This window comes from Paraburkholderia lebeckiae (genome assembly GCF_050436325.1).
Lineage (GTDB): Bacteria > Pseudomonadota > Gammaproteobacteria > Burkholderiales > Burkholderiaceae > Paraburkholderia > Paraburkholderia tuberum.
The window spans coordinates 120,579-136,198 of record NZ_JBNDLZ010000002.1; the positions used below are offsets into that span (position 1 = coordinate 120,579).

The 15,620-nt window shown below is 61.2% G+C and carries 15 protein-coding genes; 10 read left to right on the forward strand and 5 right to left on the reverse strand.

The window, feature by feature from the left end:
- Positions 1-2: 2 nt before the first annotated feature.
- The 7 genes from OKW44_RS03555 to panC all read left to right on the forward strand — a co-directional run bounded on the left by OKW44_RS03555 (position 3) and on the right by panC (position 8,053).
- A complete protein-coding gene (locus tag OKW44_RS03555) occupies positions 3-1,172 on the forward strand; it encodes a sulfotransferase family protein (protein ID WP_018425449.1) in 1,170 nt (389 codons plus the stop codon).
- A complete protein-coding gene (locus OKW44_RS03560; protein WP_018425448.1) occupies positions 1,172-1,681 on the forward strand; it encodes a VOC family protein in 510 nt (169 codons plus the stop codon). Before OKW44_RS03555 ends, OKW44_RS03560 begins: the two co-directional genes overlap by 1 nt.
- Positions 1,678-2,451, forward strand: a complete 774-nt coding sequence (locus OKW44_RS03565; RefSeq protein WP_018425447.1) for a 3'(2'),5'-bisphosphate nucleotidase CysQ — start codon at positions 1,678-1,680, stop codon at positions 2,449-2,451. The genes OKW44_RS03560 and OKW44_RS03565 overlap by 4 nt, the downstream gene beginning before the upstream one ends.
- Before the next feature lie 23 nt (positions 2,452-2,474).
- Entirely contained in the window at positions 2,475-3,377 is a 903-nt protein-coding gene (gene cysD / locus OKW44_RS03570) for a sulfate adenylyltransferase subunit CysD (RefSeq protein ID WP_018425446.1), read from the forward strand.
- Complete coding sequence (gene cysN / locus OKW44_RS03575) at positions 3,377-5,302, forward strand: sulfate adenylyltransferase subunit CysN (protein ID WP_018425445.1); 1,926 nt, start codon at positions 3,377-3,379, stop codon at positions 5,300-5,302. Before cysD ends, cysN begins: the two co-directional genes overlap by 1 nt.
- Positions 5,303-5,509: 207 nt before the next feature.
- Complete coding sequence (locus tag OKW44_RS03580; RefSeq protein WP_018425444.1) at positions 5,510-7,180, forward strand: electron transfer flavoprotein-ubiquinone oxidoreductase; 1,671 nt, start codon at positions 5,510-5,512, stop codon at positions 7,178-7,180.
- 36 nt (positions 7,181-7,216) lie between these two features.
- Positions 7,217-8,053, forward strand: coding sequence for a pantoate--beta-alanine ligase (panC, locus tag OKW44_RS03585; RefSeq protein ID WP_018425443.1), 837 nt, complete (start codon positions 7,217-7,219; stop codon positions 8,051-8,053).
- 115 nt (positions 8,054-8,168) lie between these two features.
- On the opposite strand, the gene OKW44_RS03590 is transcribed toward panC, so the two are convergent.
- From OKW44_RS03590 to OKW44_RS03600, 3 genes are all read right to left on the reverse strand, one after another.
- Positions 8,169-8,957, reverse strand: a complete 789-nt coding sequence (locus tag OKW44_RS03590) for a CDP-diacylglycerol diphosphatase (protein WP_026226698.1) — start codon at positions 8,955-8,957, stop codon at positions 8,169-8,171.
- A 103-nt stretch (positions 8,958-9,060) separates the two neighbouring features.
- Entirely contained in the window at positions 9,061-10,515 is a 1,455-nt protein-coding gene (iaaH, locus tag OKW44_RS03595) for an indoleacetamide hydrolase (RefSeq protein WP_018425441.1), read from the reverse strand.
- 200 nt (positions 10,516-10,715) lie between these two features.
- Positions 10,716-10,931 (reverse strand): DUF6566 family protein, encoded by a 216-nt coding sequence (locus OKW44_RS03600; RefSeq protein WP_018425440.1) that lies wholly within the window; start codon positions 10,929-10,931, stop codon positions 10,716-10,718.
- A gap of 808 nt (positions 10,932-11,739) precedes the next feature.
- On the opposite strand from OKW44_RS03600, the gene OKW44_RS03605 reads away from it, so the two are divergent.
- Positions 11,740-12,453 (forward strand): J domain-containing protein, encoded by a 714-nt coding sequence (locus OKW44_RS03605; RefSeq protein ID WP_026226697.1) that lies wholly within the window; start codon positions 11,740-11,742, stop codon positions 12,451-12,453.
- A 281-nt stretch (positions 12,454-12,734) separates the two neighbouring features.
- Complete coding sequence (locus OKW44_RS03610) at positions 12,735-13,355, forward strand: arsenate reductase/protein-tyrosine-phosphatase family protein (protein ID WP_026226696.1); 621 nt, start codon at positions 12,735-12,737, stop codon at positions 13,353-13,355.
- On the opposite strand, the gene OKW44_RS03615 is transcribed toward OKW44_RS03610, so the two are convergent.
- Positions 13,352-13,678: an H-NS histone family protein gene (locus OKW44_RS03615; RefSeq protein ID WP_026226695.1), complete on the reverse strand. Its 327-nt coding sequence runs from the start codon at positions 13,676-13,678 to the stop codon at positions 13,352-13,354. The two genes, OKW44_RS03610 and OKW44_RS03615, sit on opposite strands and share 4 nt — an antisense overlap.
- A gap of 787 nt (positions 13,679-14,465) precedes the next feature.
- On the opposite strand from OKW44_RS03615, the gene OKW44_RS03620 reads away from it, so the two are divergent.
- Positions 14,466-14,774 carry a hypothetical protein gene (locus OKW44_RS03620; protein WP_026226694.1) on the forward strand — a complete coding sequence of 103 codons (309 nt, stop codon included), beginning with the start codon at positions 14,466-14,468 and terminating at the stop codon, positions 14,772-14,774.
- Between the two features lie 115 nt (positions 14,775-14,889).
- Here OKW44_RS03620 and OKW44_RS03625 read toward each other — a convergent pair whose 3' ends face one another.
- The gene (locus OKW44_RS03625; RefSeq protein WP_018425435.1) at positions 14,890-15,165 is read right to left on the reverse strand and encodes a hypothetical protein; all 276 of its coding nucleotides are present in this window, start codon (positions 15,163-15,165) and stop codon (positions 14,890-14,892) included.
- Positions 15,166-15,620: the final 455 nt, after the last annotated feature.

The following is a 15,620-nucleotide window of genomic DNA, read 5'->3' on the forward strand; positions in this document are numbered from 1 at the left end:
AGATGTCAGTATCGAAACGATTCACGGGTGCGGAGGACGAACTTCACGCGAGCGCGAGTGCTGTCGCTGGCCTGACGGATTTCGGCTCCAGCGCTGAGTACAGGCCGGGCCTGACACAGCTTTTGAACGCGCTCGACGAAGATGGTCCGCGCTTCGCGCCGGGCGGACGGGAATTTGCGTGGAATGCTGTTGTCGGTGCTTTGGTTTCGCGCCTGACGATGGTAGAGGGGCTGCGCAAGCATGCCGATGTGTTGTCGCGGACGCCGCGGCGCCCACTCGTCATCACCGGCATACCGAGAACCGGTACGACCGCGCTGCACAAGCTGCTTTCGGTTGATCCACAATTTCAGGGTTTGGAAAAATGGCTGACCGTCTTTCCGCAGCCGCGGCCTCCGCGCGATACGTGGACCAGCCATGTTCAGTTCCAGGCGACCGCGGCCGGGCTCGAGGCCTTTTTCAGGTCAGCGCCAGAGATGCGCGCGGCACACAATATCGTGGCTGACGAGGTAGATGAATGCCTGGAAATACTCAAGCAGGGCTTTTGCAGCAATCTGTGGGGCTCGTCGTTCCGTGTACCTCAATACGATCGCTGGTGGCGTGAACAGAGCGAATTGCCTGCATATCGTTACCTGGCAAAGACGATCAGTCTCATCGGTGCGCGAGACAGCGAAAAGACGTGGCTCCTGAAGAATCCCGGACACCTGATGCAGTTACCGGCGCTGTTCGAGGTCTTTCCCGATGCATGCGTGGTACAGACACATCGAGATCCAGTGGCGGCGCTGCCTTCGCTCGCGAGCGTGCTGGCGATGGCGCGTCGGATTTCTGAGGGCGAGCAGGTCGACAGGCACGAGATCGGCAGGCGCGAACTGGATAACTGGGCGCGCGCCAGCGAAGCGGCGATTGCGGCGCGCGCGTCCTTGCCGAACCGGCAGTTCCTCGATATCAGGCAGGCCGACTTCCACGCCGATCCGATTGGCACCATGACGCGTATCTACGGTCACTTCGGCTTCAGACTGACCGCCGAAACGATGGAAGCGATGCGCCGACGCGTCAAGCAGAGTCCCGAACGCGCTTATGGCGCGCATCGATATACGCAGGACGAATTCGGCCTTGCACCGGCAGCGATCAGGGAGCGCTTCTCCCGCTATATGACCACCTATGGACTGCACTGATGAAAACGCCGTCGCTTTCCCCGTTTTCCGGCTTTCTACAGATAGCGTACGTCACCACCGATGTGGACGAGGCAATTGAGCGCTTTCGCAGAGAACAGAAGGTGCCGACGTGGGCGCGCTTGCCGGGTATTGAAATAGAGTCCATCGCGGGACGTCGCTGCAAGCTGAACATCGCGCTCGCGTTCGTGGGGTCGCTTCAGCTGGAACTGATCGAGCCGCTGTGCGGCGACGACCGCGTGTATCGCGATGCCCTGCCTCGAGACGGCTTCGCGATTCGCCATCATCACGTAGCGCAGCTGATCGAGAGCGAAGCGGCATTCGAAACACAGCGTGAGCAAATGGCTGCCGCGGGCGTGCCCATCGTCATCGACGGCCAGTCGCGTGGCTCCGCCCGGTACTTCTATACGGATCACCGGGGGACGCTCGGACACTATATCGAGCATATCTGGTACACCCCTGCCGGTCTCGCAGCGATGGAACAGGTGCCTCGCAATGGAGTGGTCCAATGAACACTGTCAGCACGGCGCTTTCGGTTGACGACGATCACTGTCTCGCAGTGCACATCGCCACGGCGGCCGGCGGCGCCTTGAACGCGATGCGCGCGTCGGCCGTGCTTGCGGGCAAACCGTTGGGCGCAGTCGGCGATGCCACGGCGAACGAGCTGATTGCAGACATTCTCGCTCGCACCCGACCAGATGACGGCTTTCTGTCGGAAGAATCCGCGCCGGATCCAAAGCGGTTAGCTCTCGATCGTGTATGGATCATCGACCCGCTCGATGGCACGCGCGAATATGGCGAACGGCACGAGGGGCGCGAGGACTGGGCGGTCCATGTGGCACTGACGGTTTGCGGCGAACCCCGCGCTTGCGCTGTGGCGCTTCCGGCTCGTGGGGTCACATTCGGAACGTTATCGCCGCCGGAGTTGCCCCCAGCGCCCGAAGGGCGCCTGAAAATTCTGGTGAGCCGTTCCCGCGCTCCGGAACTGGCGCTGAGGGTCGCCCAGCGACTGAATGCTGAACTTGTCCCCATGGGCTCGGCAGGCGCAAAGGCAATGGCGGTACTGCGTGGCGAGGCTCACGCGTATCTGCACGCAGGCGGTCAATACGAGTGGGATTCGTGCGCTCCAGTAGGCGTCGCGCTCGCGGCTGGCCTTCACGCCAGCCGCATAGACGGGAACCCGTGCATCTATAACGGAGTAGACGTCTGGATGCCCGATTTACTCATATGTCGACGTGAGATCGCCGAATCGATGCTGGCCGCCATCGCGGCCGCGCTGTGAATCCGCTTTGTAAAGGATGTGCCATGACGACGTTGACTCATTTGCGGCGACTCGAAGCCGAGAGCATTCATATCATGCGGGAAATCGTCGCTGAGGCAAATCGCCCAGTGATGCTTTACTCGATCGGCAAGGACAGCGCCTGCATGCTCCACCTGGCAAAAAAGGCCTTTTACCCAGCGCCCCCTCCGTTTCCGCTTCTGCATGTGGATACCACCTGGAAGTTCCGCGACATGTACGCGATGCGGGACCGGATGGCTCGCGAGACCGGAATGGAGCTGATCGTTCACCAGAATCCGGAAGCGAAAGAACTGGGCATCAACCCGTTCGATCATGGTTCGCAGGTTCACACCGACATGTGGAAGACCCAGGGGCTGAAGCAGGCGCTCGACAAGTACGGCTTCGATGCCGCTTTCGGGGGCGCTCGCAGAGACGAAGAGAAATCGCGTGCGAAAGAGCGAATCTTTTCATTCCGTACGGCTACCCACCAGTGGGACCCCAAGAATCAGCGACCCGAACTGTGGCGCTTATATAGCGCGCGAAAGAACAACGGCGAGTCGATCCGCGTGTTTCCCCTCTCTAACTGGACCGAGCTGGACATCTGGCAGTACATCTACCTCGAGAATATCCCCATCGTGCCACTCTATTTCGCGGCGAGGCGGCCCGTGGTGAATCGGGACGGCATCCTGGTGATGGTGGATGACGACCGCATGCCACTCAAGCCGAATGAGAAAGTAGAGGAGAAAATGGTGCGCTTTCGCACGCTTGGTTGCTATCCGCTTACCGGTGCAGTCGAGTCGAACGCCACGACATTGCCGCAAATCATCCAGGAAATGCTCTTGACGACGACCTCCGAGCGGCAGGGGCGCTTGATCGATCATGACGGCGCCGCGTCCATGGAGAGGAAGAAACAGGAGGGGTACTTCTGATGGCACACGTCTCTGAGCTAATCGGGACCGATATTGAACGGTACCTGAAGCAGCACGAAAGAAAGAGCCTTCTGCGTTTCATCACATGCGGGAGCGTGGATGACGGCAAAAGCACGTTGATCGGCCGATTGCTCTACGAATCCAGAATGCTGTTCGAGGACCAGCTTGCCGCGCTCGAAGCCGATTCGAAAAAGGTCGGTACGCGTGGCGGGGAAATAGACTACGCGCTGCTGCTGGACGGTCTCGCTGCGGAGCGCGAGCAGGGCATCACCATCGACGTCGCCTACCGATTTTTCTCGACCGACCGGCGCAAGTTCATCGTTGCTGATACGCCCGGGCATGAGCAATACACCCGCAACATGATAACGGGTGCTTCTACGGCCGATCTTGCCATCATTCTGGTCGATGCTCGCAAGGGCGTTCTGCAGCAAACGCGGCGGCACAGCTATCTTGTGTCGTTGATCGGCATTCGCAACGTTGTTCTCGCAGTCAATAAGATGGATCTGGTCGGGTACTCGCGCGAACGATTCGACGAAATCTCCCGCGAGTATTGCGAATTCGCCAGAAAGATTGGCATCCCTGGTGTGACTGCAATGCCGATTTCGGGCGTAAATGGCGACAACGTTGTTGAAAGGAGCACGAAGACGTCGTGGTACGAAGGGCCGTCCTTGATGCATCACCTCGAGACTGTCGAGATCGACGAAACGCATATGCAGACGCAGCCGTTCCGTTTCCCAGTGCAATGGGTCAATCGCCCCAATCTTGATTTCCGCGGGTTTGCAGGCACTATTGCGTCCGGTGTGGTGCGTGTCGGGCAGCGTATACAGGTACAGCCATCAGGACGGGAATGCACTGTCGCAAGAATCGTGACGGCGGACGGCGATCTTGACGAGGCCTTCGCGGAACAGTCCGTGACGCTGCTGCTCGCCGACGAAGTGGATGTCTGTCGTGGAGATCTGATTTCAACGGCCGATTCGCCTGCGCAGGTTGCCGACCAGTTCGAAGCAACGCTCGTGTGGATGAGCGACCAACCCATGCTCCGGGGGCGCAGTTACTTGCTGAAAATTGGCACCCGGACCGTCACGGCAACGATATTACCGCTCAAATACAAACTGAATGTCGATACGCTCGACCGCGTGGCGAGCGAGACTCTCGCCTTGAACGAGATCGGTGTCGCGGAACTGGAGTTTGATCGCGCGATTGCTTTCGATCCGTACGAGCAAAACCACGAGACGGGCGGTTTCATAGTCATTGACCGTATGACCAACAGCACGGTCGGTGCCGGTATGCTGCGCTTCGCACTGCGCCGCGCGAACAATATTCGCTGGCAGACGCTGGAGGTCGACAAACGCGCGCGGCGGGTGCTGAACGGGCACCAGAGCGGCGTTGTATGGCTGACAGGGCTTTCAGGTGCGGGAAAATCGACAATTGCAAATCTGCTCGAGAAGCGTTTGCACGCGATGGGCAAGCGAACCTATCTGCTCGACGGGGACAATGTTCGTCACGGGTTGAACAAGGATCTCGGATTCACGGCCGAGGACCGGGTGGAAAATATTCGACGCATTGCCGAGGTGGCGAAATTGATGGCAGATGCGGGCGTGATCGTCATTACCGCATTCATTTCGCCGTTTCGCGCGGAGCGCGCCCTGGCACGCGAGCTGATGGAGGAGGGTGAATTTATCGAGGTCTTCATCGACACGCCACTCGAAGTGGCCGAGGAGCGCGATCCGAAAGGACTTTACAAGAAAGCGCGTAGCGGCGAGTTGAAGAACTTCACAGGCATCGATTCGCCTTACGAGATGCCGCAGAATCCTGAGATCCACATCAACACTCTGACCGTTTCTCCCGAAATGGCCGTAGAGGTGATTTTCGAGAAACTCCAGACCGCGGGATTTCTTGACGTGTCGAGGGGAGCGCCGCTCTGAGACGGGGCGGGCGGGCGCTTCGCCCGTCGGTCCCGTCCCATTGTCGGTCCCTGCTCGTTCATATTGTTATACGTCATTCATTTATATATACTCTTCGCTGTCGGCTATGGGAAATGCTGAACGCGATTCTCGTGTCGACGGCGCCCTCGACGGGCAACAGTCCAACGAGTGTGTCGACGTTTCGAGGCGACAGGGAGGCAGTGGGGGATGGCGGAAAACAATCAGCAAGGTTATGGACCGCGCGAGTCGATGGAATACGACGTGGTGATCGTCGGCGGCGGTCCCGCAGGCCTCTCCTCGGCGATCCGCCTGAAGCAGCTGGCAGCCGAAAAAAGCGTCGAGATTGGCGTCTGCGTGCTGGAAAAAGGCTCGGAGATCGGGGCGCATATCGTCTCCGGCGCTGTCATGGACCCGCGCGCGCTCAATGAACTGATGCCCGACTGGAAAGAGCGGGACGCGCCGTTGAACGTGCCCGTGACCGAAGACAGATTCCTTTTCCTTTCCGAAACGCGTGCGAAGTCGGTGCCGAACTGGGCATTGCCGGACAACTTCAAGAACCACGGCAACTACGTGATCAGCCTCGCGAACGTCACGCGCTGGCTGGGCCAGCAGGCCGAGGCGCTGGGCGTGGAGATCTTCCCGGGCTTTCCGGCCGCTGAAGTCCTCTACAACGACGACGGCTCGGTCAAGGGCATCGCCACTGGCGACATGGGCATTGGCAAAGACGGCGAGCCCACCGAGAACTTTCAGCTCGGGATGGAGCTGCACGCGAAGTACACGCTGTTCTGCGAAGGCTGCCGCGGTCACCTCGGCCGCCAGCTCAACGAAAATTTCAAACTCGGCAAGAACGCCGATCCGCAGGTCTACGGCATCGGCATCAAGGAGCTGTGGGAGATCGATCCTGCGAAACATCAGCCGGGTCTGGTGATCCACACTGCCGGCTGGCCTCTGGAGTCGGACACCTATGGTGGCTCATTTTTGTACCACATCGACAACAACCAGGTGGTGGTGGGCTTCGTCGTTGGTCTCGCTTATCAGAACCCCTACCTTTCGCCGTTCGAGGAGTTCCAGCGCTACAAGACGCACCCGGAAATTCGCAAATTCCTGGAAGGCGGCAAGCGCGTGTCGTATGGTGCGCGCGCAATCACCGCCGGCGGCCTGATGTCATTGCCGAAGCTCGTGTTTCCGGGCGGCGCGCTGGTCGGCGACGACGCGGGCTTCCTGAACGCGTCGCGCATCAAGGGTTCGCACGCGGCGATCAAGACCGGGATGCTCGCGGCCGACGCCGCGTTCGATGCGCTCCAGGATGGCCGCCAGCACAATGAACTGGCAGCCTACCCGGAAGCGTTCAAGCGGTCGTGGCTCTACAGAGAACTGTACAAGGCGCGCAACTTCAAGCAATGGATGAGTAAAGGCCTGTATCTCGGCACGCTGATGGTGGGTATCGAGCAGAAGGCTCTCGGCGGCAATGTGCCTTGGACGCTGCGTCACCGGCATCGGGATCACGAAATGCTCAAGCCCGCGTCGCAGTGTAAGCCGATCGAGTATCCAAAGCCTGATGGCAAACTAACGTTCGATCGACTGTCGTCTGTTTTCATTTCGAATACAAACCACGAGGAGAATCAGCCGGTGCACCTCACGCTCAGGGACGCGAGTGTGCCGGTGAACGTGAACCTGCGGACGTATGCGGGCCCCGAATCCCGCTTCTGTCCAGCAGGCGTCTATGAGTATGTGAAGGACGATCAGCAGGAGGACCGTCTGCAAATCAACGCGCAGAATTGCGTGCACTGCAAGACCTGCGATATCAAGGACCCGACACAGAACATCATGTGGGTCACGCCGGAAGGCGGCGGTGGGCCGAACTATCCAAACATGTGAGTAGATGATAGCTACGTCCCAGAGGTAAGTCTCAGAATGAAACTGATTCGGTCCATCGACGAATTGCGCGCGCAGTTGCGCGGTCAAAACCGTACCGCATTCGTGCCGACTATGGGCAATTTGCACGAGGGGCATTTGTCGCTTATCCGGCTCGCCCGGCAGCACGGGGATCCCGTCGTCACGAGCATCTTCGTCAATCCCCTGCAGTTCGGGCCGGGGGAAGATTTTGAGCGTTATCCGCGAACGCTGGATGCGGATATCGAGAAGCTCCAGAAGGAAAACGTCTATGTCGTCTTTGCCCCTACGGAACACGATCTATACCCACAGCCGCAAGAGTACCGGGTGCAGCCGCCGGGAGGCATGGGCGACATGCTGGAAGGCGAATTCCGGCCCGGGTTTTTCCAGGGCGTGTGCACGGTGGTAATGAAGCTGATGCTGTGCGCGCAACCGCGTGTTGCCGTCTTTGGAAAGAAGGACTACCAGCAATTGATGATTGTTCGGGAGATGTGCAAGCAGTTCGCGATGCCAACGGACGTTGTCGCGGGCGAAACCATCCGCGATTGCGACGGTCTTGCCTTGTCCTCTCGCAATCGTTTCCTGACGCCCGCAGAGCGGGTCGAGGCGCCGATGTTGCATCGGCTTCTGAATCTGATCCGCGACAGGATCTTGAGCGGAGACAAAGATATCCAGGGCATCGAACGACGCGCATTCTCCACGTTGGTCGACCGAGGTTGGCAGCCGGATTACGTTTCGGTGCGCAAGCAGGTCAACTTGCGGTCTCCAGCCGCACAGGAGGTGGATGCGGGCAAGCTCGTTGTCGTCGCGGCTGCGCGCCTCGGAAACACGCGACTGATCGATAACCTGGAAGTCTGAGCTTTCCATGCATAGCTTTGCCGCCGCACTTTGGAACGCCCGAACCATTTTATTGAGCAATGCATCTGCGCAATCGTGGAAAAGCGGGCGCGAATTCTGCGTGTTCGGCAAACGCTCAATGATCGTCCGCGACTCGGCACGCGTGATCGAGCAGCCCTTCGGCCGTGCCGCTGCCGCCTTCGATGTCGATACCGCTGTTGACGATCAGCCAGCCATCCCGAGCCGCGGACGGTCCCGCGCCAGTAACCAGGATGGTTTGCGTAGCCATCGTCGCCGGATCAGGATTGTCGCGGGCGACGATCCGGAACGGGTTGTCGGCGCCGCTCAGCGAGTTCACCCGCATGATCCTGTAGCGCTCGCCATCGAGCGTCTCCCAACGCCACTCGCCGGGCGTGTCGTGAGCGTGATTGGCGAGCGCGGCGCTGACTTCACGCCGCATGCAGTCGATGTGGATATGCAGCTGGTTTTGTGAGCGACGAGATTCGGAGTTGATTTCGAGGCCGAGCTGATCGTCGGGCAACTCGTGTTTGACCGCTTGCTGCACGTAATGACGCGAATCCCACGCGTCACGCCAGTAGTCCTTCGCATCGGGCGCGAGGATCAGCGGACTTTCGATGCCGGTGATGCGATCGGTCGGCATCAGCAGAAACTGCGAGCGGCCGAGAATGTCCTTCAGGACGACGTAGCGTTTGTCGAGATCGACGACCGTGCATTGATCTGGTGTGCCCGTGGCCTGCTGCGACGGCACGCAGCGGATGTCGACGATCTTCCACAGCGCGTTGGAATCGACCGTCGCGAGGCGCGCGCAGGCGCTGGCGGCGAAAGCGACCGCGAGCACGGCGCTCAAGTGAACGACGCGGCGTACGAGGCCGTGAGATGAGAGGGCGGTGGCGGGGTTCGTCATCGTCGCTTAAGGGGAGGTTCGGGCGGGCAAAGCGTCGGAATGCGGGCTGCAACGCGCAGGCATTAAAGCACAAACCTGATGGCGCGCACGTGAAACGCGGGCTTCAAAGCACCGGCGCGGGCAACGCTCCCAGTACCTGTTCGAACGCGACACCGATGGCTAGCAGGCGCCTGTCCGAGCCGAGCGGTCCATCGAGTTCGAGGCCGACCGGCAGCCCGCTGGCGCTGATACCCGCCGGCAGCGACAGCCCCGGAATGCCGGATGTGCTGGCCGGGTCGGTATTACGCAGGAACGCTTCCATCGTATCGATCGGTGGACCGCCGTCGATCGTGACCGTCGACGAGCCGTTCAGATCGTCGATCGGTACCGCGACGAGCCGGGTCGTCGGAAACAGCAACGCGTCGAGACCGGCATTCGCGAACGTCGCGGCGACGTAGTTCTGCAGCCGCGGTCGCCAGTAGTTGAGCGCCGCCGAGTAGTGCGAGCCGAGCACGTCGGCGAGCACGTCGTCGTAGATCGCGCGCACATCCGGGCTCGCGATGCGCACGGCCAGCTCGGCGACGGTTTGCACCGGCGCCCGATTCGCGACCAACCACGCGAGCACGTCGTCACGCGCTTCGTGAATGGCGAGCGGACCGCCGACCATCCCGTTCAGATGCTCCAACTCATTCATCGCGACCGGCACGAACGTGACGCCCGCCGCTTCGAGCTTTTGCAGTGCGGCGCGGGCGACGGCCTCGACCTGTCGCTCGAGAGCATCCCACAGCGGCGCGGGCAAGCCGATGCGCAAGCCATCGAGCGCAATCGCAGGCAACGCGCCGTCGCCGGTGATCACACCGTCGAGCAGCGCCAGGTCGGCGACGCTGCGTGCCATCGGCCCGACGGTATCGCGCGTATGGCTGATCGGCACCACCGCGTTGGGGTCGTGATAGCGCCGCTCGGCACCGCCATTGCCGACCGATGGACGCAAGCCCGCGGTGCCGGTCAGCGCGGCCGGGATGCGGGTCGAGCCGCCGGTGTCGGTGCCGAGTCCGGCGGGCGCGATGCGCGCGGCGATCGCCACCGCGGTGCCGCCCGACGAGCCGCCCGGTATCAGCGACGGATCGTACGGATTGCGCACCGGCCCCGCGTGCGCGGACAGGTTGGTACTCGTGATGCCGAACGCGAGTTCGTGCATGTTGGCCTTGCCAAGCACGATCGCGCCCGCGTCGACGAGGCGTTGCACCGATGGGGCGTTGGTGTTCGGCACGAAGCCCGCGAGCGCGGGCGTGCCGGCCGTCGTCGGTAGACCTGCGGTGTTGATGTTGTCCTTGACGACGATCGGCAAACCGGCGAGCGGCAGACGTGCCCGCTCAGCCGGCGGCAATGCGTCGATGCGCTGCGCCGCGGCGAGCGCGCCGTGGAAGTCGAGCGTGGTGAGCGCATTCAGGTGCGTGAGCGCGGCGGCGCGCGCGAGCAGGGTGGCGACGTAGTCGGCGGCTTTGAGGCGGCCCGATTGCAGCGCCTCGACCGCTTGTGTCGCGCTGAGCGCGAGTTGTGCGTCGACGGTCCATGTCATGACCGGCGTCTCCGTATCGATGGGTGCGTCGCGGGCGGCGCGAGTTTCGACTGCATCCGTCGAAGTAGCGGACAGGTCACGCGGGCAGACAGCGAACGCAAGGGTTCATCTATTCTGGCACATCCGCCTGAAACCCGATGCCGGGCGATGCGCAACGCGTGTCGCGCTCGCTGTCATCGATATCGATGCGCTCCGGGATCTTACTGGTGACTATCGATCCACATACGCCCCCAGTCCGACGCGTAGGCGAGCGCATGCTCTTCGTCGAAGAAGTAGTCGAGCGCGTCGAACGAATAAGCCTTGCGCGTATTCTCGTCGCGCTGCTCGATCGTCAGATTGGCGGCGAATAATCCGTTGGGGAGCAGTTGCGTTGCCGCTTCGACCTCGTAGCCCTTGTAGCGGATGTGTGAGTTCATGATCTTGACTTGTCTGTGTGTCCGCGAGTGTCGTGCGGGATACCAATGCTTGCGGCGCGGCCCTGTCGTTGCCTTAGGTGAGTGAAGCGGCGGGCAGGTCGAGCGTTGGGCGCGCTGCGCAGCGGGTGAACCAATCTTTCGTCGAAAGAAAATCAGCGTGGGGCGGAATGGTAATCAAAAGCCCGGATTGGATCGAAGTCGCTGTGTCCGGTGACTCTATTCGCGTGGGGGCGCGGTGTCTGTTATGTGGCGCACGGTCACTCGGCGCAAAGCGTGGCGTCGCGCGCGATTGCGGCGGCGTCACGTGCCGAGGGAGTATTTCAGACCGCGTGCAGGTTCACGGTGCGGTTCATGCGGAACTCATGCAGCGCTAGCAACGCACGTGCATGGCCGCGAACGGACCGGCCGGAGCGAACCGGACTTTGAAGCGTCATCTTAATGAGCGGCTGCCGCGCGGCTAAGCGACTTTTTGTTCTAACGATCTAACCCTGCATGAGCAGGTCGCCGAGCCGCTTTGCAATGCGCGTGAGCGCGCGGCCGATAAGCATATGGCGAACCGTTGGTTAGGCGCATGCGGGTCTGACGGTAAGATGGGCTCGTCTCCTCCATGACATCTCCTTAGACATGGGACTCGGCCTCGCTACGCAAGTGGTGGGGCCTTTTTTCGTGGGCCGTTGGCGGACGATGCGCCGCCGTGCCATCGCGGCAATGCCGGCATGCGCGTGCTTGCGTGGAGGCCGGTTCACGATGACGCCGCTTTTAGCATGCTACGATGCCCGCAGTGATTTTCCGCGAGATCGAGTCCAGCATGGCAACCCTGTATGAGACGCTCGGCGTGCCCGCGCACGCCACCGACGACGAAATCAAGCGGGCCTACCGGAAAGCCGCGATGAAGTGGCATCCGGACCGCAACCACGGTGCTGAGGACGTGGCGCGCGCGGCGTTCCAGGAAATCAAGGACGCGTACGCGATCCTGTCCGATGCCGAGCAGCGCAAAGTCTACGACGCGGTCTACGCCGAGCAGATGCGCGAGTGGGAGGCGCAGCACACGCGTCGGCAACGCGCGCAGGCGAAGCGCGAGACAGCGGCGCGCGCGGCCGACGAAGCCGCGTATGCCGAGATGGTGTCGATCGCGATCCGCTTCGCCGACCAGGGTCACAATCGCGACGTGCTGTTCGGCGTACTGCTCGGGCGGCAGTGCGAACCACGGCGCGCCGCCCAGATCGCCGACAGCGTCGCGGCGTTGCAGGCCGCGCGCCGCGACGAGGCGGACGCCGCGCAAAACGCCCAGCGCGCGGGAAAGACCGAGAAGAGCGCGCAAGCGGCGCAAGCCGAGGCGTCCGAGCCCGAACTGGCGGACCCCGCGCGAGACACCGGCACGGCCTCGCAAACCGCCCCTCACGACGCGCAGCCTTCCAGACGCGAGAGCCACGCGAAGCGCGACGAAACCGTCAGCGACATGCATCCGGCCGGCGCGCTCGGCAACCTGTGGTTTCAGTTCCTCAACAGCCTGAAGTTCTGACCCGCCGCCGACGGCGACCGGGCCAAACCCATCGTGCCGGACCCGGCGGGCCGGCGGCAGCGTCGGTTGATCTGGCAAATATTGACAGGTGCTGAATCAGCGGGCCGGACACTGGTACACTGCCCATCGTTCGCAAAGTTGTGCTCTGTGCCCGTGAGTCGAGATATCTGGTGCGAATCCCGAGGCGCAAATAATAGAGACGCCGTAGTGTCACGGGGGCGCAAGACTGGAGCGGCACAATTCCGCCCAGAGGCCAATAAAAATATCGGTACGGGGTAAGCGTGTCCAGAAAATATAAGGTGCTGTTTCTCTGCCGCGATAATTCGATCCGCAGCATCATTGCAGAAGCTTTACTGCGCGAACTGGCGGGGCACCGGTTCGACGCGTTCAGCGCGGGCCCTGAACCGGCCGCGCGCCTTCATCCCCTCGCGGTCGCGCAATTGCGGCCCGGCATTTCCGGGCGCGCGGTGCTGAGCCCTAAAAGCTGGCTCGAATTCACCGGCGAATGGGCGCCGCGCATGGATATCGTGATCGCGCTCGACGAATCCGTCGGCGGACTGCACGTGCCGGTATTTCCCGGCGCACCGGCGTTCGTCTATTGGACCATTACCGATCCGCTCGCGGGCGGCCACGGGTCCGCTGACGAGCAGGCCCGTCTTTTCGACAAGACCTTCTGGCAGATCGTCCGGCAGGTCAGCGCGCTTATCGAGCTGCCGCAATATGCGCAGCCTGCCTCGAATCATGCGAATCTCGCCGATGCGGCGAATGCCGTCAATGCGGGGAATACGGTGAATGCCGTAAATGTGGCAAGCGGTGGCACAAAAACGGTGCGTGGCACGGCGGTCCGTTTCGAAGCCGCAGCCATTGTGCCCGCGCCTTCGAGCGCGGCGGCCTGCACCTAGCGGTTATTCGGGCGCCCGAGCCGCGTGCCTGCGAACGGGTCATTCGACCAGTCCACCTGTTTTTTCGGTTGCGGCGCGGGCACCGGTTTTGCGGCCAATTCGAAATGCTCAATGCTCTGGCCGGCACTAATGGCCTGCTTCAACCATTGCGGCATTTCGCCATTGCCGTCCCAGCTGTCTCCGGTCGCATTGCGATAGCGCTCAGCCTTTTTGGCCAATGACTCGGTCGCCAGCGCTGCGGCAAGGTCTTCTGGTCTGATACCAAACTCTTCCATACGATGGCGGAGATACGCAATCATGCTATCTCGCTTCCTTTCGTCCATAGGATATTCGTCCTTCTAAAACGTGCAGCGTGCTGTCGAAGACAGATTGCGGGGAAAAAGCGGCGAAGCGTCGAGCCCGACTGAATGGGGCCGCCCCGCGGTGGGGTTGTCGATTGACGGAAATGTCATGTGCCGGGTTAAAAAACGTTGCTCCCTGAACCGCAATACGGCCTTGGACAAAGACGGCCGCTGGAACAACCGACCCTCGAACCGAGAGTCTCGATCAGCAAATATTTCAGCATGTCGCAACGCGACGAACGAGGCCGGTAAGCCTGACGTTCGCTATGAAAAACTCTGTGTCTCGATGCAATGATTGCGAATGGATGGAGTCGTTCCACGCTGTCCGTCTTTCACCGGACTTTCGCCGACGTGCGGGTTCGCTTTTTTGTGCGTTGTAGCAACATGATAACGCAATGCGCGAGCAAAGCACGCTTAGTTCACGCTGAATTTGTCGGTGAATGCGGTTTGTCGAACGGTGTGGACGATTGGCGACACTGCTGGAAGCTCCTGGATTGAATTCCGGGGTGCGCGAACTATAAAAGAAGGACGACAAGCTGCGCAATGCAGACTTACAGCCGCCTTGCGCGCCGATTCCGCCGACGCTCGGGAACGCGTCGAGTATTGGTTGCAAGCGCGGTAATTCTTCATCTGTTTAGTTCGGTGACCCGTCGCAGCAGTAGCGCATTGGCATCGACCCGTTCCTCGGCCCGATTGGGCAGGTTGGCTGTTCGCGGATCAATTCTTATGGAGGACGAACACTGCTGCGCCGGATTCGAGGAGTCCGGAAATGAGAGTACGTATATTGATGATTGCCGCGACCGCCGTTCTGTTTCTCGCGCCGAGAACGGCCATCGCGGATGAGTTGAGCGGCCAGGCGGGCCCCGCCGTGTCGGGTCGCGCGATGATGGAGCACGATGCGAACGAATCGGCGCAGGCGACGACCGACATGTCGTTCGGTCAGAACTGGGACTCGCGTGAGCAGGGCGTACGCAACGCGTCGTACGGTGGTGTGCCGGCGGGCGAGTCGCAAGCGGGAGGCCGGCGCGGCCGGTCATGCTCGTTCAGCACGGAGTGCAAGACTTATTTCGGTCAATGACCAGAGTTCGCGAGCGGCAGCGGGGCGCCAGGAACGACCCCGGATCGCGAGGCAACGAACGGGTGCCGAGCGCTGCCGCCGCCTCTCAGGCGCTTGATTGCAAGCGCATGCCATTTCACGCGAATGCCAATTCCCGCTGGGCATCAGCGCTGCGCTCGCCGAGGCGAGCGACGATATCGTCGAAGCCGCGCGCCGCGTCGTTTTCCGCCGCTTCGTAGTAACCGCGGAACTCTTCGAGCAGAGCGCGCCATGACCCATGCCAGCGCGTTTCTCTTAGACAGGCGCCGGACGAATCGGCAATACGCAGCACGCCGTTGTCCGGATAGAACGTCAGCGTGACGAGGCGGCCGTCGATGACGCAGGCGGCGGTGCAGGGGCGAGTCGTGACCATGTGTGGTGTCCTTTCGATAAACCAATGTATGTGCGTTAGACGCTGACGCTAGTTTTAGCAAACCCTGTGCCCGTGATGCCCACATGGGTGTGGCCATCGGCTCAGGCGTCCTTCGACGGCAAAATTCGCTCGATCAATACAGCCGTGTTCGCAGTATTCCAATGATTGACGACAATTTTTTGTATTCATCGCGCAGCGATGCGTAATCGCTTCAGTATCATCCATTAAGGGTTTGTGCTAGTCGTTCGGCGATTGCCAATCTGCCGCGCGCCTACTGCTTTTCAATGCATATCGACCGCGCCGATTCGACTGTTGTCAGGCAACCGGACAGAGTCAGAGCGAGGACGGCTTCGCCGGGCATCTGAGCTCAACGAATTGCAGCCGTCATCTTTTTAGGGCAAATGAATCGCCCACCGTCATAAAAGATTTGACGCCGCAAACCCGATTAATCGGGA

What these genes read in the sequence shown, in the direction of transcription:
- OKW44_RS03555 (WP_018425449.1), top strand. Translation starts at nt 3, where the DNA reads ATGTCAGTATCGAAACGATTCACGGGTGCGGAGGACGAACTTCACGCG.
- OKW44_RS03560 (WP_018425448.1), top strand. Translation starts at nt 1,172, where the DNA reads ATGAAAACGCCGTCGCTTTCCCCGTTTTCCGGCTTTCTACAGATAGCG.
- OKW44_RS03565 (WP_018425447.1), top strand. Translation starts at nt 1,678, where the DNA reads ATGAACACTGTCAGCACGGCGCTTTCGGTTGACGACGATCACTGTCTC.
- cysD (WP_018425446.1), top strand. Translation starts at nt 2,475, where the DNA reads ATGACGACGTTGACTCATTTGCGGCGACTCGAAGCCGAGAGCATTCAT.
- cysN (WP_018425445.1), top strand. Translation starts at nt 3,377, where the DNA reads ATGGCACACGTCTCTGAGCTAATCGGGACCGATATTGAACGGTACCTG.
- OKW44_RS03580 (WP_018425444.1), top strand. Translation starts at nt 5,510, where the DNA reads ATGGCGGAAAACAATCAGCAAGGTTATGGACCGCGCGAGTCGATGGAA.
- panC (WP_018425443.1), top strand. Translation starts at nt 7,217, where the DNA reads ATGAAACTGATTCGGTCCATCGACGAATTGCGCGCGCAGTTGCGCGGT.
- OKW44_RS03590 (WP_026226698.1), bottom strand. Translation starts at nt 8,957, where the DNA reads ATGACGAACCCCGCCACCGCCCTCTCATCTCACGGCCTCGTACGCCGC.
- iaaH (WP_018425441.1), bottom strand. Translation starts at nt 10,515, where the DNA reads ATGACATGGACCGTCGACGCACAACTCGCGCTCAGCGCGACACAAGCG.
- OKW44_RS03600 (WP_018425440.1), bottom strand. Translation starts at nt 10,931, where the DNA reads ATGAACTCACACATCCGCTACAAGGGCTACGAGGTCGAAGCGGCAACG.
- OKW44_RS03605 (WP_026226697.1), top strand. Translation starts at nt 11,740, where the DNA reads ATGGCAACCCTGTATGAGACGCTCGGCGTGCCCGCGCACGCCACCGAC.
- OKW44_RS03615 (WP_026226695.1), bottom strand. Translation starts at nt 13,678, where the DNA reads ATGGACGAAAGGAAGCGAGATAGCATGATTGCGTATCTCCGCCATCGT.
- OKW44_RS03620 (WP_026226694.1), top strand. Translation starts at nt 14,466, where the DNA reads ATGAGAGTACGTATATTGATGATTGCCGCGACCGCCGTTCTGTTTCTC.
- OKW44_RS03625 (WP_018425435.1), bottom strand. Translation starts at nt 15,165, where the DNA reads ATGGTCACGACTCGCCCCTGCACCGCCGCCTGCGTCATCGACGGCCGC.